The organism is Paraburkholderia sp. GAS333 (assembly GCF_050435665.1).
Taxonomy (GTDB): domain Bacteria; phylum Pseudomonadota; class Gammaproteobacteria; order Burkholderiales; family Burkholderiaceae; genus Paraburkholderia; species Paraburkholderia fungorum_A.
In genome coordinates, this window is record NZ_JBNDKS010000002.1 from 162,634 (window position 1) to 182,571 (window position 19,938).

A 19,938-nucleotide genomic window follows, 5' to 3' on the forward strand; every position below is an offset into this window, starting at 1 on the left:
GCGATTCCTTTTCAATGATCTTCGGTGCGCTGCATCAGGCCAGCGTACGCACGGCGGCGCTCGCGAAGCGCTGCAGATTGCGCTGGATTTCTTCCTTCGGCAGGAACGGATACATGTCTTCGAGGGCGGGCGATTCCATCCGGCCGTCTTCCGCGCGACGCGACATCAGGCGCGGCGAACGCGGCTGTGTCGGCGACACGTTGAGTTCGCAGATCATCGGACCGGGTTCGGCGAGGCATGCCGCGAGTCGTGCATCCATTTCCGCGTGGTTTTCGATACGGCAGTAGCCGAGGCCATACGCTGTCGCAAGGCTGTCGAAGCGCGGATTGCCGACGCCCGAACTCGAGTCCGCACCGACCAGATGTCCCGCGAAGTGATTGGTCTGCGTGGCGCGGATCGACTGATAGCCGTCGTTGTTCAGGACGAAAATCTTGATGTTGAGCCGATTCAGGCCGATCGTCATCAGTTCCTGGATGTTGAACTGGATGCTGCCGTCACCCGTCACGAGAATCGTGCGGGCGGCGGGATCACTTAGCCGCGCGACAGCCGCGCCCACGGCGGCAGGCAGATCCCAGCCCATGGCGCCGTAGTTGATGTTCGTGTACACGCGCTGGCCCAGCGTAACCTTGAACGCCTGAATGACGGAGACAGCGTCGAGCGCGTTGCCGGTCAGCACCAGATCCCCGGCGCTCAGGCATTCCGACAGTCGGTCGACGAACACGTAGCTGTTCACGTACTCGCGCTCAGCGCGCTGCTCGGGCGTGACGGTCGGATAGCGCTGTTTCCATTCGCGGCAGGCCACGGGCCAGTCGGCATCGAGATCGAACTTGCGGCTCACGCATGCTTCGTGCAATGCGCGAATGAAGCTTCCTGCGTCGGCCGTCACACCGAGGTGCGGCGTGGGACGCATCTTGCGGATTTCCTCGACATCGCTATTGACGACGATCTTCGTCGAGTGGGGCGAAAACGAATCCGTGTTGAAGCCGATGTTGGTCACCGACATGCTCGCGCCGATCGTCAGCAGCAGATCGCAAGTCTGGATCACGAAGTTCGCGTTGCGCTGCCCGCCCGGCCCGAAACGGCCAGCAAACAGCGGATGATCGTCGCCGATCAGATCGAGGCCGCCGAGCGTCGTGAGCACGGGAATGCCGAGCCTGTCCGCTAGCGCGCGTGCATCGCATTCAGCGCCCGCGTAGTGGACACCGTTGCCGAACACAAGCGCCGGCCGGGATGCCTTCGACAACAATTCGACGACACGCGCCACGTCCTGCACCACGGGTGCGATGCTTTCTGCACGTGTCAGCTTGCACGGCGCGGGCAGATCGATCTGCGCGCCCTGCACATCGAGTGGAATGTTGATCCAGACAGGGCCCGGCCGTCCTCGCGACGCGATGTCGAACGCCTTGTCGAGTTCCGCGCCGATGGTCGCCGGATCGGTGATCGTCACCGCGTACTTCGTGACGGGCCGCACCATGTCGAGAATGTTGATTTCCTGCGGGCCCATCTGCCTGACGCGCGAATAGTCGGCGATCAAATCTCGCCGCACCTGGCCGGAAATCACGACGACGGGCACGGAGTCGACCCATGCGCCCGCGATCGCCGACAACGCGTTCGTGCTGCCGGGGCCCGTCGTTACGAGCAGGACGCCGGGGCGACCCGTCGCGCGCGCGTACGATTCGGCGGCGATCGCGCAGGCCTGCTCGTGGTAATTGCAGATATAGCGGATCGATTCGCTGCGACCCAGCGAATCGACGAGATGCATGATCCCGCCACCGGTGACGGTGAAAATCGCGTCCGTGCCCTGGACCGCGAGGTAATCCATTACGTAGTCAGAAAGTTTCATGTGCGTTCTGCGAGTTCGTAGCGAGGGTGCGCGGCTGGCGCGCACAGCGTGACACGGTTCGATGCGCCTGCCGTCATGGCCCACGCGGCGGTGTGGCGAATCGCGGCGTCGAGCGGCGTGACAGCATGGAGCCCGAGGCGCGCGCGGGAGCGCCCGACATCGGGCGTGAAAAGCTCCGGGCGGCGGCCCGTCGGCTGACTGGCAATCACGACGGGGCTAGCGTCGGTCGCGGTTTCAGCCGCGAACTCACGAGCGATTAACTGCGCCAGTTCACTGATCGAAACAGGTTGATCCGAGCCGACATTGAAGATGTCGCCGTGCTCGCCGCGTAACAACATCGTCCACAGCCACAGAGCCATGTCCGCGCCGTAGAGGTACGAGCGAACGGCCGTCCCGTCGCCCCTGATGAGAATCGGTTTGCCATCGAGTGCGTCGCGCATGAAGTTGCCGGCCGCAAATCCCGAATCCAGAGGCTGGTAGGGTCCGATGAACGAGAAACAGCGTGCCGCAACCGCCGTGAAACCAAGTGCCGTACCCGATGCCATCGCGAGGAATTCAGCCGATGCCTTTCCGAGCGCATAGGCACCGGCAAGGTCGCCGCGCACGCCCGCGAGCGGGTCGGTTTCGTTGAGCGGGCGCTCGAGCGCGTGCGCACGACCGTAGACCGCGCCAGAGCTGATCAGCAGGAAGCGCCGAACTGCGTTGCGCCCGCACAGATCGAGCACATGGCGTGTACCTGTCACGCTCGCGTCAAAAGCGGCTAATGGCGGCGGATTGTCGAGCGCGACATTGGTCTCTGTTGCCGCGTGAATCACATGCGTGTAATGCGCGCCGTCGCCTGCATCGGCGGGCAGATCGCCGTTGCGGATATCGCCGCGCACGAGCCGGACAGAGGGATCGCGGGCAAGATGCGGCGCGATTTCCGCGAGCCGCTCGGGGCGACGCGCGAGCACGTCGATGCGAACCTCTATACCGTATTGTGCTCGCGCCCACAGCGCCGCTTCGAGCAGCCAGCAGCCTACAAAGCCCGTGCCACCCGTAATCAGCACGCGCGCACCGTCGAGCTCACGCCAGAGCGTTTCGCTGCCGCCCAGTACCGCGGCGAGATCATCCGCGAGTGGGCTGGTTGAGTGAAGTGAAGTCATGAAGCTGCGGACACAGGTCAGAAAGCAACGCCAAGGAACTGCTCGATCGAACTCGCCGAGAATTCGAGCATCTCTTCCGTCAGTCCAGGATAAACGCCGATCCAGAACGTGCGATGCATGACCACATCCGTCTGCGTGAGGTCGGACGCGACACGATAGTTGCGTCCTTTCATGTAGGGCTGCTTGAGCAGATTGCCGCCGAAGAGCAGGCGCGTGCCGATCTTCTTCTGATCGAGATATCCCAGAAGATCGTTGCGGCTCACGGGCGCATTCTCGCGCAACGTCAACGGGAAGCCGAACCACGACGGCTCGCTGCCAGGCGTCGGCTCGGGCAGAATCAGATACTCTTCACAGGTCTTCAGACGCTCGCGCAGAAAAGCGAAGTTGCTGCGGCGCTTCTCGATGAAGCCGTCCAGCCGGTCCATCTGCGCGAGCGCGCAGGCGGCCTGCATGTCGGTGATCTTCAGGTTGTAACCGAGATGCGAGTAGATGTATTTGTGATCGTAGCCTGCGGGCAGGTCGCCGAGCTTCCAGCAAAAGCGCTTGTTGCAGGTGTTATCGCGGCCGGGCGCACAGTAGCAGTCGCGGCCCCAGTCGCGGAACGAATCGATGATCGGCTTGAGTTCAGCGTGACGCGTGAACACCGCGCCGCCCTCGCCCATCGTGATGTGGTGCGCTGGATAGAAGCTGAGTGTGCCGATGTCGCCGAACGTGCCGACCAGTTGCCCCTGAAACGTCGCGCCGAGCGCGTCACAGCAATCTTCGATCAGCCACAGGTTGTGCTTGCGGCACAGCGCCGTCACCACTTCGAGGTTATACGGATTGCCGAGCGTATGCGCGAGCATGATCGCCTTCGTCTTCGGCGAAATTGCGGCTTCGAGCAGCTCCGGGTCGACGTTGTAAGTCGGAATGTCGATATCGACGAATACGGGCACGGCCCCGAATTGCAGGATCGGGTTGACCGTGGTCGGAAAGCCTGCCGCCACGCCAATCACTTCATCGCCGGGGCGGATCGCGCGCTCGCCTAGACGCGGCGAGGTCAGTGCTGAGAACGCGATCAGATTGGCCGACGATCCCGAGTTGACTGTCGACACATACGGCACGCCGAGTACGCGCGCGAGCGACGCCTCGAATTGATCGTTGAAACGGCCCGTCGTCAGCCAGCCATCGAGCGACGCTTCGACCATGTTTTTCAGTTCGCCCGCACCGATCACTTTGCCGGCGGGTGGAACGATAGTGTCGCCCGGCACGAACGCTTTCGGCGCGCAGCTCACCTGCGCGTAACGATCGACCAGTTCGAGAATTTCTCGCCGCAGCGCTTCTTGACTCATCTGATTTGCCTGTCTGTGTTGCATAGCCTGACGTGCATTGCGCACGCCGGCCAAAGTCGCGGATTACCTGATCACAGTGTACGAATGACGAGCGTTTTTTAACGGCTGAATACGGGCCACTTTCACTGGCAATTCGTGCGCCTGCCGCCCGACCGGGAACGAGCGGGTCAGCTAGCGCGCTGCGCTGGCGAGATACTGTTCGAGCTGATGCTGCGAGACGCCGCGCAGATCGGCTCGCTCGAGCCACGCTCGATACCACTGCGCCGTCAAAACAAGTGTTTCGTCGAGATCGAGGCGCGGCTCCCACGCAAGGCGCGCGCGTGCTTTCGACGTATCGAGCTTAAGCAGCGTCGCTTCGTGCGGCTGCTTCGTGACCGCACCGAAATGCACGCGCGGCGGCTCGCGCCATGCCGTCGCCTGCGCGAACCGCTCGATCACCTGCCTGACCGTGCGCACGCTGCCTTCGTCCGGACCGAAATTCCACGCGCTGGCGATACCAGGCTCGCGTCGAACCGCGCGCTCCGCGAGTTCCAGATAGCCGCGCAGCGGTTCGAGCACAAACTGCCACGGGCGCACTGCATCGGGGAAGCGGATTTCGAGTTCGGCATTGCGCGAGATCGCACGGACGAAATCGGGTAGCAGCCGGTCGGGCGCGAAGTCACCGCCGCCTATCACATTACCCGCTCGAGCCGTCGCGACGACAACGCCCGCTGCATCGAGAAACGACGAGCGCCATGCATTCGTGGCAATTTCCGCGGCCGCTTTGCTGGCGCTGTAGGGATCGTGTCCGCCTAGCGGATCAGTCTCACGGTAGCCGTAGACCCATTCGCGATTGTCGTAGCATTTGTCGGTCGTCACCACGACGACGGCGCGCACCGACGGTGTTTCGCGCACGGCTTCGAGCAGATTGACGGTGCCCATCACGTTCGCGGCGAACGTCGCCGCGGGCTGGGCATAGCTTTCGCGCACCAACGGTTGCGCGGCCAGGTGAAACACGACTTCGGGCTGCGCGGCCTGCAGCGCCTGCTTCAGCCGCCCGGCGTCGTTGATATCACCGATCACGGATTCGAGGTGCGCGCCGACGTTCGCCAGCTCGAACATGCTGGGCGTGGTGGGCGGCGGCAATGCAAAGCCCGTGGTGCGCGCACCCAGGTGGCTGAGCCACAGCGCAAGCCAACTGCCCTTGAAGCCCGTGTGCCCCGTCAGGAAGACCCGGCGGTTCCGCCAGAAATCAGACATGCTCATGATGCCGCGTGCCGCCACGGCGCCGTGCCGGAATTCCATAGGCCGTCGAGCATCGTCTTGTCGCGCAGCGTATCCATCGGCTGCCAGAAGCCGTTGTGATAGTGAGCGCGTAGTTGCCCTTCGCTCGCAATCCGTTCGATCGGCTCCTGCTCCCACAAGGTTTCGTCACCATCGATGAAGTCGAGCACGCGCGGATTGAGCACGAAGAAGCCCGCGTTCACCCAGCTACCGTCGCCTTGCGGCTTTTCCTTGAAAGAGATGACCTTGTCGCCGTCCACATTCAGTGCACCGAAACGGCCCGGAGGCTGCGCGGCCGTCACGGTCGCGTAGCAGCCATGCGTGCGGTGATAGCGGATCAGCTCCGAGATATCGATGTCGCCAACGCCGTCGCCATATGTCATGCAGAAATCGTCTTCGCCGAGATAACGGCGAACGCGCTTCAGGCGTCCGCCCGTCATTGTCTTCTCGCCGGTATCCACGACGGTCACGCGCCACGGCTCGGCCGTGTGCTGATGGACTTCCACCTTGCCGCGCGCGATATCGAACGTGATGTCCGCGTTGTGCAGCATGTAGTTGGCGAAATATTCCTTGATCAGATAGCCCTTGTAGCCGACGCATACGATGAAGTCGTTGATGCCGTGCGCGGCATAGATCTTCATGATGTGCCACAACATCGGCTTGCCGCCGATCTCAACCATCGGCTTCGGCTTCAGCGTGGTTTCCTCCATCAGCCGCGTGCCGAGGCCGCCTGCGAGAATGACTGCTTTCACGGACCGCCCTCAAGGTAATTTTTGACCTGTCGATGCTAGCCTGGGCGATCGAAGTTCAAATCGGCAGATAGATGTCACAAATGGCCGGATATCGCGCAAATGCTGTATGACGCTGCTTCCCGGCATTGCCGGACGCCCCCGGCTTCAATGAGTTTTCAGAAAGAATAAAGGCACACCGTTAACCGGTCGTTGCAGCTCTATCAAACCGACTTCCACGCAAGCGCCCTGCAGAACAGGCGGAATCAATGCAACGTACCGTTCGCGCGCATGTTGTTCTGCGTTGACTCCAGCGCTTGCCTGGCGCCGGCGTCGCAACAACTCGCCGAGCCGTTCCGCGTGCCGCCACTGTCGCGAAAAAGTATTGGTCGCCGGTCGGCCGCGCTGATAACGCGTACTGCGATCGCAATCTGTTCTGCTCGTGCGTGCCCGCGGCGGATGTCGAGTAAGGAATTCAGCTCGCCACTTGGCGGGCTGCGTCAGAGGCAGAAAAAGCAAAGCCCGGTGACGATTCGATCGTCACCGGGCTTTGCTTTTTGCAAGAAGACAGCGCGCTACTGCGTGCATCGATCGGCTATGCCGACCCGCCGGCGCCCGCCGCATCGGCGGACATTGCGCGGTAGCGCTGCCTGAGAACGGTGATCGGGACATCCCATCCTTCGTTGCCTAGCAGCGCATCCTTGAGCACCGCGAATTCGCTCCCACGATGAAACGTGCCCGCGCCGCTTTGCACGCGCGGCGCGATTCGCCCGTCGCGCAGCGAAGACCAGTTCTCGACGAACAGATCGTTGATCGCCTGTTGCAACTTTGCGTAGCTGCTACCGAGCGTCTCGCTGCCTTCAACAAACGACACTTCGCGTTGCAGCAGAAGCGGGCCGGTGTCGATGCCCTCGTCGATCAGATGGATCGACACGCCCTTCGGCGTTGCGTCGAGAAACGACCACAAGTTCGGATCGGCGCCGCGGTTATAGGGCAGCAGCGAAATATGCAGATTGATGAAACGGTCCGGCGCTGCCGCCAGCACATCGCGCCGCAGAATGTGGCGGTACGAGTGACTTACAATCAGGTCCGGCGCGAGAGTTGCGATATCCTGCGCGCTCACGGGCGTCTCCCGCAAGATCAGCGTTTCACGCTCACCGATCCAGCCGGCCAGGCGCCGCGCCTGCTCTCCACTCGTTAAAAACAGTACTTTCATTTCCCTATGTCAAACCCTGAAGATTTCACTCGCGCTCGTTATGACGCCGTCATCGTCCTCGCGAATCTGATGGACGCGGAGGGAAATCTGAATGATGAAACCCGCGCGCGAATCGACGTTGCTATCGAAGCAATCGAAACCGGACAGGCGCCGTTACTGGTGATGTGCGGCTGGGACTATCGCGACGACTCCGACATTTGCATCGCAGATGCGATGCGCAGCTACGCGATCGAACACCGCAACGTCGATGCGTCGCGCGTCATCGTGGAGATCGCATCGCGCGACACCGTCGGCGATGCCGTCTTCACGCGCCGCAACCTTGCCGCCACGTTCGGCGGTCCACGGATCCTTGTCGCGACAAGCCACTATCACGCTGCCCGTACACTCGAAATTTTCACCTTTGTCTACGGTCCGTCGTTCCACATCGAGATCACTGGCGCCGGCGATTCCGCGACCGCCTCGCAGTTGACCAGCGAGGCGCGTTCGCTCGACGCATTCCGCACCACGTTCGCCGGAGTCAAGCCCGGCGATACAGACGCGATCTTCGAGCGATTGCGCGAGCGTCATCCGTTCTACAACGGCGACGTCTATCCTCGGGCCTGACGTAACGCGCTGGCGCCAATCAGCCGCCAACTCAGGGAAAATCCCTGTCGTTCGTTGCGCAGTATCCGTCACAAGAGGTAAGAACAACGCGGGGAAATACGGGCGAAAAGCGCGCCAATTCGTCCGATGCGCCCGATCCACGCGCCCACCGGAAGCGCGGCGCCGACAGGCCATGGGAGCGGCGTGCTCACCCGTGGCGGGAATACGACCCTGATGACAGTCGGCTCCACTGCCTGCTCGGATTTTGCTCGAGCAAGGCGATGGTTTCATCATTCGCTTCAGCCGCGCTGCAGTTGGCTTTCACCATTGGATACGCCTTCCACACAGTACGCTTCGCAACTCGCGTTGTGCCGGATGGAATCAAACGGGGTCGCTGAGCAGGGAACGGCTGGCGACATCAAGCCGAGCAAGTCAAAGAGCAAAGGCGGATTGACGGGATCGTGGCAGGCGTGACGGCGTCACGCCCAAGCATCGGTACAAGGCAAGACGAGTTGTGACGGCCGATTGACGAATGGCAGACGCTCGGCAGTCGGCCAGCGTCCATCGAACCGCTCAACGGCAAGGAATATTTTGTGACAGGGGTGGAGCAATCAAAGATGACGACGCGGGCTCGAATCCGCTACTGCGCAAGGCTAGTGGCTATTGATCGCGTAACGCATGACAGGACTCGGTACGACATTAAGTCGGTGCGGATCCCAAACCAGAAAACGGAAGCCTGTGCTGATGTGTGCGTCGGCAACCTGATCGGCTTTGTGCGGCCCGAGGCTCGGGCCTGGCTGAATTTTGGTCTGAGCTAAGTGAGCATCGAGCCGAAACCCTTGTCAGACTTGGTGCGCCCGGCTGGGATCGAACCAGCAACCCCTGCCTTCGGAGGGCAGTACTCTATCCATTGAGCTACGGGCGCTTCACGCAAAAGCGCGGCAACCGGAACGGATGCGACGCCAAAGCAAGACCGCAAGAATACCCGGTTTCGGCCCGACCGTCCACCTGACGGCCCATATGACACGATCTCGCGCCCGTCAACCGCGCTTCGCGCTTCGGGTAAACGCCTGCTGAACAGCCCGCCGCGCGCCTCGCCGCCGCTGAAATCTTGCGTCTATAATCGTCCGTGGCTGATCAAAAACAAGAAGTTGCCGTCACGCTGTACCGCTCACATACCCACGGAGACGAGACAAGCATGAGCGAAGCACCCCACGGAGCCCCAATCAAAACACCAGGACAGCTCATCGCCGCGATCATCGCCGGGTTTGCTGTGCCAATCGTCATCATCGTTCTGCTGGCCGTCTACGTCGATAATTCGACCCGCACGGGCGCCGGCACCGACTCTCTCTCCGAAGACCAGGTCACGTCCCGCATCAAGCCGCTGGCTCAGGTCGATATTCGCGACGCCAATGCGCCGCGCGTGTACAAGAGCGGCGAAGAGGTTTACAAGGCGGTTTGCTCGGCGTGTCACGCGTCGGGAGCGGCGGGCGCGCCGAAATTCACCAATACCGCCGACTGGGCGCCGCGTATCTCGCAGGGCTTCGACACGCTGTGGCATACGGCGCTGTCCGGCAAGGGCGCCATGCCGCCGCGCGGCGGCACCAGCCCGGACGACTACAGCGATTTCGAAATCGCCCGCGCCGTGGTTTATATGGCGAACAACTCCGGCGCCAGCTTCCCCGAACCGGCGCAGCCAGCAGCGGGCGCGGCGGCCGCGTCCGGCGCGCCCGCTGCTGCACCGGCAGGCGCATCGGATGCCGGCGCGGCCCAGGCCGCCGCAGCGATGGCGGCGATGGCAAGCGTGCCCCAGGCAGCCGCACCGGCGGCGGGCGGCACGCAAAGCGCGGACGCGTCGCAAGCCGGCAAGGCGTTGTATCAGCAGGTTTGTCAGGCGTGTCACGCGGCGGGCGTGTTGAACGCACCGAAATTCGGCGATAAGGACGCCTGGGCGCCGCGTCTGAAAGAGCCGATGGACACGGTCTATAACTACGCGCTGCACGGCAAGGGCGCGATGCCGGCGAAGGGCGGCTCGAATGCCTCCGACGCCGATGTGAAAGCGGCGGTCGACTACATGGTTAGCGCTGTGAAGTAAGGCGCGGCGCTGATCGTCGCGCTACGGCTTTCACTTGCAGTAGACATAAAAAATCCCTGCTTTGCGCAAAACGCAAGCAGGGATTTTTTTATGCGCACTGATTGTTCAGCGCGCTGGCGCGATGGAAAACCTCCGGGAGTACGAGCCGCGAGGCAAACCAAGCAAGCACCAGCCTGGGCGCGAGCACAAAAACACCACCATCGACTCGCAGGCTCCATCCCCCATCCGCCCGCTCAAGGCTTCTGCAACAGCGCCTTCAAACTCGCCAACCGGTCTTTCGGCGACATCGGCGCTTCTTCCGGCGTGGGCGGCGGTGCATCGTCCAGCAGCATCTCGGGGATAAACCGCGACGGCTCGCACACCACCGTCTCGCGCGCGCGCTTGCGTTTCTTGCACCAGTTCAGATGCAGGCTGCGCTGCGCCCGCGTAATCGCGACGTACATCAAACGGCGTTCTTCCTCGATGCGCGCGTCGTCGATCGGCTCGTCATCGGGACCGCCGCGGTGCGGCATGATGCCCTCCTCGACGCCCACCAGAAACACGTGCGGATATTCCAGACCCTTCGACGCATGCACGGTCGACAGACGCACCGCATCGGGATCTTCCTCACGGCCTTCCAGCATCGACATCAGCGCGACGGTTTGAATCAGACCGAGCAGGTTCTTGCCGGTATCGCCGAGACCGTCGGCGGTGTCGTAGCCGGTGGCTTCGCTGTTAGCTGCATCGGCAGGCTCGGCCTTGGTGCCTTTACGTTTGAGCCACTCCATGAACTCCAGCACGTTCTGCCACTTGGACTGCGCCTGACGTTCGTCGAACGCGTCATACAGATACGCTTCGTAGTGAATCGCGTCCATCAGTTCGTCGAGCAGCGGGCCCGCTGCGTCCTTCTCCGCGCGATCGGTGAGGCGCTGCATGAAGTCGCAGAACACGCGCATCGGCTCGATCTGACGCGGCGACAGGCGCGCTTCGATCCCGCCCATGTACACCGCTTCGAACAGCGACACCTTCGCCTGACCCGCGAACGAGCCGAGCGCCTCGAGCGTCGTATTGCCGACGCCACGGCGCGGCGTGGTGATCGCACGGATGAACGCGGGGTCGTCGTTCGCATTGGCGATCAGGCGCAGATACGCACAGATATCCTTGATTTCGGCCTTGTCGAAGAACGACTGGCCGCCGGACAGCACATAGGGAATCCGCTCGCGACGCAGCACCTGCTCGAAAATACGCGCCTGGAAATTGCCGCGATACAGGATCGCGTAGTCGCGGAAATTCGCGCGCCGCTCGAACTTGTGCGCCGACAAACGGAACACGACCGACTCCGCTTCGTGCTCTTCGTCGTTACAGCCGGTGACGGTGATCGTGTCGCCCATGCCGTGTTCGGACCACAGCTTCTTCTCGAACAGCTTCGGGTTGTTCGCGATCACGTTATTCGCAGCGGTCAGAATGCGCACCGTCGAGCGGTAATTCTGTTCGAGCTTGATCAGATGCAGCTTCGGAAAATCCTTGCTCAGCTGGCCGAGATTTTCGAGCGTGGCGCCGCGCCAGCCGTAAATGGCCTGATCGTCGTCGCCCACCGCCGTGAACGCCGCGCGCTTGCCGGCCAGCAGCTTGACGAGTTCGTACTGGCACGCGTTGGTGTCCTGATACTCGTCGATCAGCAGATAACGCAGCTTGTTCTGCCAGCGGTCGCGCACCTGCTCATTCTTCTCGAAGAGTTCGGCGGGCAAGCGGATCAGATCGTCGAAATCGACCGCCTGATACGCGTGCAGCGTCGCCACGTAATTGCGGTAGACGATCGCGGCCTGATGCTCGTCCTCGGTCGCGGCAATCGCGATCGCCTGCTCCGGCATGATCATGCCGTTCTTCCACAGCGAGATGATCGACTGGATCTTGCGGATAAAACCCTTGTCCGTGGACCCGACCTGCTCCTGGATCATGCCGAAGCAGTCGTCGGAATCCATGATCGAGAACTGCGGCTTCAAGCCGACGTGTTCCGCCTCCTGCCGAAGAATCTGCACGCCGAGCGAGTGGAACGTACACACCGTCAACTGATTGACGGGCACCTTGCGGCCTTCCTTGCCGGGCGTGGTGAGCGTCTTGCCTTCGAGCAGCTTGCCCGCGCGCTCGCGCATTTCCAGCGCGGCCTTGTTCGTGAACGTGACGGCGGCGATGTGGCGCGGCTCGAAGCCTTTGGCTTCGATCAGGTGCGCGATTTTCTGCGTGATCACGCGCGTCTTGCCGCTGCCTGCGCCGGCGAGCACGAGACACGGACCGTCGAGATAACGGACCGCTTCATTTTGAGCGGGGTTCAGGCCTGCGGACATCGTCTGGATGGTGATGCGGTTGAAACTGCGGTTTGTGGGCGCGCCGGTGAGAAAAAACACCGGCCGAAGGCCCGGGGGCATGCTGCGCGCCGTCGGCCGGATCGGGTGCTCCGCAAGCGTGCGAAGGTGATCTGACCCGCCGCGAATCGCGCGAGAGGAGCGATGTTAACACGGATGCCAGGCCCGCACGCTGACGACACGTGTCCTCAAATAGGTGCGGTTAGCTGCATCTTCGAAGTCCGGCAAAGGCGGTCTTTCGAAACGAATCGCCGTGAAAAATGACACCTCTTTCCGTCGAATGGCGACGCGCATTAAGCGCCTTGGCCGCGAACGCCCACGACAGAAACCCCGCCGCCGACCGGCTCGCGCAGCCGCACCATACGCCAATCACCTGCCACGCGCCTGCCGCTCGCCCGTCAGGACATGCCACAATTACGGTGTTGCGCGCCGTCGCCGCGGTGGCAAAACGGCGCGCCGTTTCTGCAGGAAGACACGCATGTCCGCATCGCTGAAGATTGGATTGATGGGTTACGGTTTTGCTGGCGCGACCTTTCATGCGCCGGTGATCGCACATTGCGGACGCGCGAGCGTCGCCGCCATCGCGACCGGTCAGCCCGAGCGCGCGCTGGCCGATTATCCGCACGCAAAAATCGTCGCCGATCTCGACGCGCTGCTCGCGCTCGACGATATCGACTGCGTCGTGATCGCGACGCCCAACGACACCCACTTCGACCTCGCGCGCCGCACGCTCGAAGCCGGCAAGCACGTGGTGGTCGACAAACCGGTGACGCTAACCGCGGCCGAAGCCCACACGCTCGCGAACATCGCGCTCGCTCGCAGCAAATTGTTCGTGCCCTTTCACAACCGGCGCTGGGACGGCGATTTCCTGACCGTCCGCGATCTGCTTGCGCGCGTGGAACTGGGGCGCATCACGCAATACGAATCGCATTTCGACCGGTTCCGGCCGGAAGTGCGTCAGCGTTGGCGCGAAGAGGCGTCGCGTGGCGGCGGCTTGCTGTTCGACCTCGGGCCGCATCTGGTCGACCAGGCGCTGGCTCTGTTCGGCGCTCCGCAAACCGTATCGGCGACGGTGCGCACGCATCGCGACAACGCTAGCGCGCCGGACTACGTACACATTCAGCTTGGTTATGGCGAGTTCGAAGTGGTACTGCACGCGAGCGCGCTGACCGCGCTGGTCGCGCCGCGCTTTACGATCCACGGCACGCGGGGGAGCTATGTGAAATACGGGCTCGACACGCAGGAAGACCAGTTGAAAGCCGGTCTGCGTCCCGGCGATGAAGGCTTCGGCGCCGGCAACACGGCGGGCGTGCTGCGCGTGCTCGAAGGCGATCAGGAAGTGGAACGCGAAGTGCCGACGCGCAATGGCGACTACACGGGCTTCTATATCGCGCTGGCCGACGCCATTCAAAATGGCGTCGCGTTCCCGGTCACCGCTCAGGACGCCGTCGACGTGATGACCATCATCGAGTTGGCCGCGCGTAGTTCCGAAGAAGGCTGCCGCCTGCCGTTCGAGCGAATCCGCTGACATCGTTTTTTCCTGCGCGGCGCGGCGGGCTGTGTACCAAAAACAGCCCGCGCCGCAAGTGCCGCGCGGGCGCGTTTTACCTGACAAAAGAACAGCTACATGACAGGTACACAACGTTACAAAACATCCCGCCTGCGCCGTCAGCGCAAATCCGCCACCATCCGTTGCTACCCACGTAGCACCATCGAAGACAAAGATTTCCGGAGAAACCATGCCTCGAACTATCCGCGCGATTGCCGCGTGCGCTTTACTGACGTCACTTGCCGCCTGCGTCGTGCAGCAACCTGCACCGGCACCGCGTCCCAACCCGCAGCAGATCGCGGATCAGCGCCTGCATCAGGTGGACGGCCGGATCGACAACCTCGGTCGCCGGATCGATAACCACGTGAATCAGGGCTATTACCCGCCCCCGCAAGGCGGCGCGTTGCACCATCGTCTGGAAGTGATCCGCCAGGAAGCGCACGACATGGCCGCACAACACGGCGGCGGTCTTTCGTCCGAAGAGCAACGCGTGCTGAATCAGGAACTGGATAACGCGGCGCACGCCATCGGCGAGTAAACACGCGGGCGTTTCCATAACCTCTGCAACACCAGCGCGGGCATCACGTCCCGCGCTTTTTTTGGCGTGTAAAAACCGCTGCGCTTACTCCCACACGGCCTGCGGGCCTTCAATTGACAAGCCTCCGGCCGTCGCGTACATTCGCCGCACGCGTCGGGAGAGAGCGCTGGCCGCTGGATTTCGCAGGCCGCGCCGCCGAAGGGGCATACCCGCAAACTCTCAGGCAAAAGGACCGACCGCGTCGAAAAACCCGCTTCAATGCAGCACCGAGGCATCCGGTTTTTCGCACTCTGGAGAGCGGCAGTAGCCATCTGTATCGTCCAAACAGCGAACAGATTCAGGCAAGCTGCCCACCGAAGGGGCGCGCGTCTCACCGTGACGAATCAACGTTCCTGGCAACGTCGTCACGGCGGCGCAATCTCTCAGGTATCGAGGACAGAGGGGTCATGCAGAACCACGCTCGCAGGCATTCGGCCGCGAGGCGTAGCGCCGCATGGCCTTTTTTGTTTCGCGAGATGCCCGAGGCCCCATGACCGAACTCAAACACACCCCGCTCAACGCCACCCATCGTGCGCTCAACGCCCGCATGGTCGATTTCGGCGGCTGGGACATGCCCGTCAACTACGGCTCGCAGATCGACGAACATCGCGCCGTGCGCACCGACGCCGGCATGTTCGACGTCTCGCACATGTGCGTCGTCGACTTCATCGGCGAGCGCGTGCGTGCGTTCTTCGAATACGCGCTCGCCAACAACGTCGGCAAACTGCAAACGCCGGGCCGCGCTCTCTACTCGTGTCTGCTGAACCCGAATGGCGGCGTGGTCGACGATCTGATCGTCTATTACTTCGGCGAAGATCACTTCCGTGTCGTCGTGAACGCGGGCACTGCCGATAAAGACATCGCCTGGTTCGGCCAGCTCAACGCCGAAGGCGGCTTCGGCCTGACCATCACGCCGCGCCGCGATTACGCGATCGTCGCCGTGCAAGGCCCGAATGCGCGCGAAAAAGTCTGGCAAACCGTGCCGGCCGCTCGCGCCGCCACCGAAGCGCTCAAACCGTTCAACGCCGTCCGAATCGAAGAAACGCCGTTCGGCGAATTGACCGTCGCACGCACCGGCTACACCGGCGAAGACGGCTTCGAAATCATCGTCCCGGCGGATCACGTCGAAGCACTCTGGCAGGCATTGCAGGCCCAAGGCGTGCGCCCCGCCGGTCTCGGTGCGCGCGACACGCTGCGCCTCGAAGCCGGCATGAACCTCTACGGCCAGGACATGGACGACAACGTGTCGCCGCTCGACGCCGGTCTCGCATGGACCGTCGACCTGGCCTCGCCGCGCGACTTCGTCGGCAAGGCGAAGCTGGAAGCGAACGGTTCGCAGGCTGCGTTCGTCGGCCTGATCCTGCTGAAGGAAAACGGCAAGGCGGCGGGCGTGCTGCGTGCTCATCAGAAAGTCGTCACGCCGCACGGCGAAGGCGAAATCACCAGCGGCACGTTTTCGCCGACGATGCAGGAATCGATCGCCTTCGCGCGCGTGCCCAAAGGCGTGCAAGTGGGCGACACCGTTCACGTTCAGATTCGCGATAAGGCCGTACCCGCAAGCGTGGTAAAACTGCCATTCGTGCGCAACGGCAAGGTGCTGGCGGTTTAAGCAGCCCGCGCGTGCGTCCCTCAGAAAATTTTTTGCCTCGCAGATGAGGAGCCTGGCGGGTCAAATCGCCAGGCTTGGGACCTTCCCCATTTAAGTCACTACCGAATCACCGCATAGGAGCATCCGATGAGCATCCCGGCCGATCTGAAATACACCGAATCGCACGAGTGGGTCCGCACCGAAGCGGACGGCACGCTGACGGTCGGCATTACCGACCACGCGCAGGAAGCGCTCGGCGATATCGTCTTCTTCGAAGTCCAGGAACTGGGCAAGACCGTGACCGCCGGCGACACCGTCGCCGTCATCGAATCGGTGAAGGCCGCTTCCGATATCTACGCGCCGGTTTCGGGCGAGATCATCGAAGCGAACACGGCCGTGGCCGACACGCCCGATTCGGTCAACAGCACGCCGTACGAAAGCTGGCTCTTCAAGATCAAGCCGGCCGACGGCGCGACGCATGACCGTCTGATCGACGCCGACGCGTACTCGAAGTCGATCGGCGCCTGATTTACCTTTACGTTTAACCCGTCAGGTGCGGCGGGTTCTTCCTGAAACGCTGCAACAGGAAGGCAGCCGCACCGCCAGGAACACCCATGAAGCTCGAACACCCGGATCGTCTGATGAACCGCACTCCTCTCTCGCTCGCCGCGCTCGAAGTGCACGACGCCTTCGCCGAACGGCATATCGGCCCGGATTCGGCCGATCAGCAAGCGATGCTCGAAGCCCTCGGCTTCGCATCGCGCGCCGCGCTGATCGACGCCGTGATTCCGAAGACGATCCGCCGCACCGAAACGCTGCCGCTCGGTCCCTTCGCGCAACCCAGAAGCGAAGCCGAAGCGCTCGCCGCACTGCGCGAACTCGCGGACAAGAACCAGGTGTTCCGCTCGTACATCGGGCAGGGCTATTACAACGCGCACACCCCGACGGTGATTCTGCGCAACGTGCTGGAAAATCCGGCGTGGTACACCGCGTACACGCCGTATCAGCCGGAAATCTCGCAAGGCCGTCTGGAAGCGCTGCTGAATTTTCAGCAGATGGTCGTCGATCTGACGGGTCTCGCCATCTCGAACGCGTCGCTGCTCGACGAAGCCACCGCTGCGGCTGAAGCGATGACGCTGCTGCAACGCGTCGGCAAGTCGAAGTCGAACGTGTTCTTTGTCGCCGACGACGTGCTGCCGCAAACCATCGAAGTGGTGAAAACGCGCGCGACACCGATCGGCATCGAAGTGAAAGTGGGTCCCGCAGCAGAAGCCGCGAACGCGAATGCGTTCGGCGTGCTGTTGCAATACCCGGGCGTGAACGGCGACGTGCGCGACTACCGCGCGCTGACCGAAGCGATCCACGCAGCAGGCGGCCACGTGGTCGTCGCGGCGGATCTGCTCGCGCTGACCGTCCTCACGCCGCCGGGCGAATGGGGCGCGGACGTGGCCGTCGGCAATACGCAGCGCTTTGGCGTGCCGGTCGGTTTCGGCGGCCCGCATGCGGCTTACCTCGCCGTGCGCGACGAATTCAAGCGTCAGATGCCGGGCCGTCTGGTCGGCGTGACGGTCGATGCACAAGGCAACCCCGCGCTGCGTCTTGCGCTGCAAACGCGCGAACAGCATATCCGTCGCGAGAAGGCGACCTCGAACGTGTGTACCGCGCAGGCGCTGCTCGCGATCATGGCGAGCATGTATGCGGTTTATCACGGCCCGCACGGTCTGAAGACCATCGCGCTGCGCGTGAACCGCATCGCCGCGCTGCTCGCAGAAGGCGCGAAGCAACTCGGCTACACGCTGGTCAACGACACCTTCTTCGACACCCTCACGTTCGACACCGGCGCGCGCACCCAGGCGCTGCTCGACGCGGCCACCGCGAAGCGCATCAATCTGCGCCGCGTGAGCGCGACGCAAGTGGGCCTGTCGGTCGATGAAACCACGTCGCGCCGCGATCTCGCCGATCTGCTCGCCGTGTTCGCGCAGGCAGCTTTCTCGAGCGACGTGCCGCAAGTCGACGCACTCGACGCAAAGCTCGCGGCATCGAACACGGCTTCGGTGCCGGCCGCGCTCGAACGCACCAGTGCGTACCTCACGCATCATGTGTTCAACCGTCATCATTCTGAAACGGAAATGCTGCGCTATCTGCGCAGCCTGTCGGACAAGGACCTCGCACTCGACCGCTCGATGATCCCGCTCGGCTCGTGCACGATGAAGCTGAATGCGACATCGGAAATGTTGCCGGTCACGTGGCCCGAATTCGGCCAGATCCACCCGTTCGCACCGGCTGAGCAGACCGTCGGCTACCGCGAGATGATCGACCAGCTCGAAGAGATGCTGGTCGCGGCAACCGGCTATGCGGCCGTGTCGCTGCAACCGAATGCGGGCTCGCAAGGCGAGTACGCCGGTCTGCTGATCATCCACGCGTATCACGCGTCGCGCGGTGAAGGTCATCGCAACGTCTGCCTGATTCCCGCTTCGGCGCACGGCACGAACCCGGCATCGGCGCAAATGGCCGGTATGCAGGTCGTGGTCGTCGCGTGCGACGCGCAAGGCAACGTCGATATCGAAGACCTGAAGAAGAAAGCCGAACAGCACGCCGACAAACTGGCGGCGATCATGATCACGTACCCGTCCACGCACGGCGTGTTCGAGGGGAACGTGCGTGAAATCTGCGAGATCGTACACGCGCACGGCGGCCAGGTTTACGTCGACGGCGCGAACATGAACGCGATGGTCGGTCTGTGCGCGCCGGGCCAGTTCGGCGGCGACGTGTCGCATTTGAATCTGCACAAGACCTTCTGCATTCCGCACGGCGGCGGCGGACCGGGCGTCGGTCCGGTCGCAGTCGGCGCGCACCTCGCGCAATTCCTGCCGAACCAGATTTCGTCGGGCTACGAACGCGCGCCGAACGGTATCGGCGCAGTGTCGGGCGCACCGTACGGCTCGGCGTCGATTCTGCCGATCTCGTGGATGTACATCGCGATGATGGGCGCGAAGAACCTGACCGCCGCAACCGAGACCGCGATCCTCAACGCGAACTACGTCGCGAACAAACTCGCGCCGCATTACCCGGTGCTGTATTCGGGCCCCGGCGGCCTGGTCGCGCACGAGTGCATTCTCGATCTGCGTCCGATCAAGGAAACCAGCGGCATCAGCGTGGACGACGTCGCCAAGCGCCTCGCCGACTACGGCTTCCACGCGCCGACGATGAGCTTCCCGGTGCCGGGCACGCTGATGGTCGAGCCGACCGAATCGGAATCGAAGGAAGAACTCGACCGCTTCATCGAAGCGATGATCGCGATTCGCGACGAGATTCGCGCGGTCGAAGAAGGCCGCTCGGATCCCGAGGACAATCCGCTGAAGCACGCGCCGCACACGGCAGCGGTCGTGATCGCTAACGACTGGAAGCATGCGTATGCGCGCGAAACCGCCGCGTATCCGCTGAAGACGCTGATCGCGAAAAAGTACTGGCCGCCGGTTGGCCGCGCGGACAACGTGTACGGCGACCGCAATCTGTTCTGCTCGTGCGTGCCGATGTCCGACTACGAGTAAGCACAAGCACCGCCGCGCATCATCCGCTGCCGTGAAAGCGGTTGAAAAAGGACAATGTGCGGCGGCGCCCGCGATCCTGTCGCTGATGGGCGCAAACGGCTAACATCACACACCGAATCAGCCAAATT

The 19,938-nt window shown here is 62.8% G+C and carries 15 protein-coding genes, 1 tRNA gene and 2 riboswitches; of the genes, 8 read left to right on the forward strand and 8 right to left on the reverse strand.

All coding sequences use genetic code 11. The features are described 5' to 3' along the window. Positions 1 to 34 precede the first annotated feature (34 nt). The 6 genes from ABH945_RS09970 to ABH945_RS09995 form a co-directional block, all read right to left on the reverse strand. A complete protein-coding gene (locus ABH945_RS09970) occupies positions 35 to 1,843 on the reverse strand; it encodes a thiamine pyrophosphate-binding protein (RefSeq protein WP_429250460.1) in 1,809 nt (602 codons plus the stop codon). Next, on the reverse strand, positions 1,840 to 2,988 hold the full coding sequence (locus ABH945_RS09975) for an NAD-dependent epimerase/dehydratase family protein (protein WP_429250461.1): 1,149 nt from the start codon (positions 2,986 to 2,988) through the stop codon (positions 1,840 to 1,842). Before ABH945_RS09975 ends, ABH945_RS09970 begins: the two co-directional genes overlap by 4 nt. 17 nt (positions 2,989 to 3,005) lie before the next feature. After that, positions 3,006 to 4,319: a lipopolysaccharide biosynthesis protein RfbH gene (gene rfbH, locus ABH945_RS09980; RefSeq protein ID WP_429250462.1), complete on the reverse strand. Its 1,314-nt coding sequence runs from the start codon at positions 4,317 to 4,319 to the stop codon at positions 3,006 to 3,008. Positions 4,320 to 4,490: 171 nt separating this feature from the next. Continuing rightward, positions 4,491 to 5,558: a CDP-glucose 4,6-dehydratase gene (gene rfbG, locus ABH945_RS09985; RefSeq protein ID WP_429251076.1), complete on the reverse strand. Its 1,068-nt coding sequence runs from the start codon at positions 5,556 to 5,558 to the stop codon at positions 4,491 to 4,493. A gap of 2 nt (positions 5,559 to 5,560) precedes the next feature. Next, positions 5,561 to 6,334 carry a glucose-1-phosphate cytidylyltransferase gene (rfbF, locus tag ABH945_RS09990; RefSeq protein WP_429250463.1) on the reverse strand — a complete coding sequence of 258 codons (774 nt, stop codon included), beginning with the start codon at positions 6,332 to 6,334 and terminating at the stop codon, positions 5,561 to 5,563. Between the two features lie 571 nt (positions 6,335 to 6,905). Continuing rightward, positions 6,906 to 7,526, reverse strand: a complete 621-nt coding sequence (locus tag ABH945_RS09995) for a formyltransferase family protein (RefSeq protein ID WP_429250464.1) — start codon at positions 7,524 to 7,526, stop codon at positions 6,906 to 6,908. Positions 7,527 to 7,532: 6 nt separating this feature from the next. Between ABH945_RS09995 and ABH945_RS10000 the strand changes: the two genes are divergently transcribed. Both ABH945_RS10000 and ABH945_RS10005 read left to right on the forward strand, forming a co-directional pair. After that, positions 7,533 to 8,129, forward strand: a complete 597-nt coding sequence (locus ABH945_RS10000) for a YdcF family protein (protein WP_429250465.1) — start codon at positions 7,533 to 7,535, stop codon at positions 8,127 to 8,129. Positions 8,130 to 8,632: 503 nt separating this feature from the next. Continuing rightward, on the forward strand, positions 8,633 to 8,926 hold the full coding sequence (locus ABH945_RS10005) for a phage head closure protein (RefSeq protein ID WP_429251077.1): 294 nt from the start codon (positions 8,633 to 8,635) through the stop codon (positions 8,924 to 8,926). Positions 8,927 to 8,957: 31 nt separating this feature from the next. Here ABH945_RS10005 and ABH945_RS10010 read toward each other — a convergent pair. Continuing rightward, positions 8,958 to 9,033, reverse strand: a tRNA-Arg gene (locus tag ABH945_RS10010). 273 nt (positions 9,034 to 9,306) lie between these two features. Here ABH945_RS10010 and ABH945_RS10015 point away from each other — a divergent pair. Then, complete coding sequence (locus tag ABH945_RS10015) at positions 9,307 to 10,203, forward strand: c-type cytochrome (RefSeq protein ID WP_074762519.1); 897 nt, start codon at positions 9,307 to 9,309, stop codon at positions 10,201 to 10,203. Between the two features lie 233 nt (positions 10,204 to 10,436). Here ABH945_RS10015 and ABH945_RS10020 read toward each other — a convergent pair whose 3' ends face one another. Next, positions 10,437 to 12,527 (reverse strand): UvrD-helicase domain-containing protein, encoded by a 2,091-nt coding sequence (locus ABH945_RS10020; protein ID WP_429251078.1) that lies wholly within the window; start codon positions 12,525 to 12,527, stop codon positions 10,437 to 10,439. A gap of 496 nt (positions 12,528 to 13,023) precedes the next feature. Here ABH945_RS10020 and ABH945_RS10025 point away from each other — a divergent pair, with 496 nt between their 5' ends. From ABH945_RS10025 to gcvP, 5 genes are all read left to right on the forward strand, one after another. Further along, on the forward strand, positions 13,024 to 14,073 hold the full coding sequence (locus tag ABH945_RS10025; protein WP_429250466.1) for an oxidoreductase: 1,050 nt from the start codon (positions 13,024 to 13,026) through the stop codon (positions 14,071 to 14,073). Between the two features lie 211 nt (positions 14,074 to 14,284). Beyond that, positions 14,285 to 14,632, forward strand: coding sequence for a hypothetical protein (locus ABH945_RS10030; protein WP_074762521.1), 348 nt, complete (start codon positions 14,285 to 14,287; stop codon positions 14,630 to 14,632). 144 nt (positions 14,633 to 14,776) lie between these two features. Beyond that, positions 14,777 to 14,877, forward strand: a riboswitch (glycine riboswitch). 35 nt (positions 14,878 to 14,912) lie between these two features. Continuing rightward, a riboswitch (glycine riboswitch) is annotated at positions 14,913 to 15,081 on the forward strand. An 80-nt stretch (positions 15,082 to 15,161) separates the two neighbouring features. Beyond that, on the forward strand, positions 15,162 to 16,280 hold the full coding sequence (gene gcvT, locus ABH945_RS10035) for a glycine cleavage system aminomethyltransferase GcvT (RefSeq protein WP_429250467.1): 1,119 nt from the start codon (positions 15,162 to 15,164) through the stop codon (positions 16,278 to 16,280). 126 nt (positions 16,281 to 16,406) lie between these two features. Next, a complete protein-coding gene (gcvH, locus tag ABH945_RS10040) occupies positions 16,407 to 16,787 on the forward strand; it encodes a glycine cleavage system protein GcvH (RefSeq protein WP_074762523.1) in 381 nt (126 codons plus the stop codon). A gap of 86 nt (positions 16,788 to 16,873) precedes the next feature. Then, positions 16,874 to 19,810 (forward strand): aminomethyl-transferring glycine dehydrogenase, encoded by a 2,937-nt coding sequence (gene gcvP, locus ABH945_RS10045; RefSeq protein ID WP_429250468.1) that lies wholly within the window; start codon positions 16,874 to 16,876, stop codon positions 19,808 to 19,810. The last annotated feature ends 128 nt before the right edge of the window (positions 19,811 to 19,938 follow it).

Bases quoted from the DNA above. Each gene is read 5' to 3' on its own strand.
- ABH945_RS09970 (WP_429250460.1), bottom strand. From the start codon at position 1,843: ATGAAACTTTCTGACTACGTAATGGATTACCTCGCGGTCCAGGGCACG.
- ABH945_RS09975 (WP_429250461.1), bottom strand. From the start codon at position 2,988: ATGACTTCACTTCACTCAACCAGCCCACTCGCGGATGATCTCGCCGCG.
- rfbH (WP_429250462.1), bottom strand. From the start codon at position 4,319: ATGAGTCAAGAAGCGCTGCGGCGAGAAATTCTCGAACTGGTCGATCGT.
- rfbG (WP_429251076.1), bottom strand. From the start codon at position 5,558: ATGTCTGATTTCTGGCGGAACCGCCGGGTCTTCCTGACGGGGCACACG.
- ABH945_RS09995 (WP_429250464.1), bottom strand. From the start codon at position 7,526: ATGAAAGTACTGTTTTTAACGAGTGGAGAGCAGGCGCGGCGCCTGGCC.
- ABH945_RS10000 (WP_429250465.1), top strand. From the start codon at position 7,533: ATGTCAAACCCTGAAGATTTCACTCGCGCTCGTTATGACGCCGTCATC.
- ABH945_RS10015 (WP_074762519.1), top strand. From the start codon at position 9,307: ATGAGCGAAGCACCCCACGGAGCCCCAATCAAAACACCAGGACAGCTC.
- ABH945_RS10020 (WP_429251078.1), bottom strand. From the start codon at position 12,527: ATGTCCGCAGGCCTGAACCCCGCTCAAAATGAAGCGGTCCGTTATCTC.
- ABH945_RS10025 (WP_429250466.1), top strand. From the start codon at position 13,024: ATGTCCGCATCGCTGAAGATTGGATTGATGGGTTACGGTTTTGCTGGC.
- ABH945_RS10030 (WP_074762521.1), top strand. From the start codon at position 14,285: ATGCCTCGAACTATCCGCGCGATTGCCGCGTGCGCTTTACTGACGTCA.
- gcvT (WP_429250467.1), top strand. From the start codon at position 15,162: ATGACCGAACTCAAACACACCCCGCTCAACGCCACCCATCGTGCGCTC.
- gcvH (WP_074762523.1), top strand. From the start codon at position 16,407: ATGAGCATCCCGGCCGATCTGAAATACACCGAATCGCACGAGTGGGTC.
- gcvP (WP_429250468.1), top strand. From the start codon at position 16,874: ATGAAGCTCGAACACCCGGATCGTCTGATGAACCGCACTCCTCTCTCG.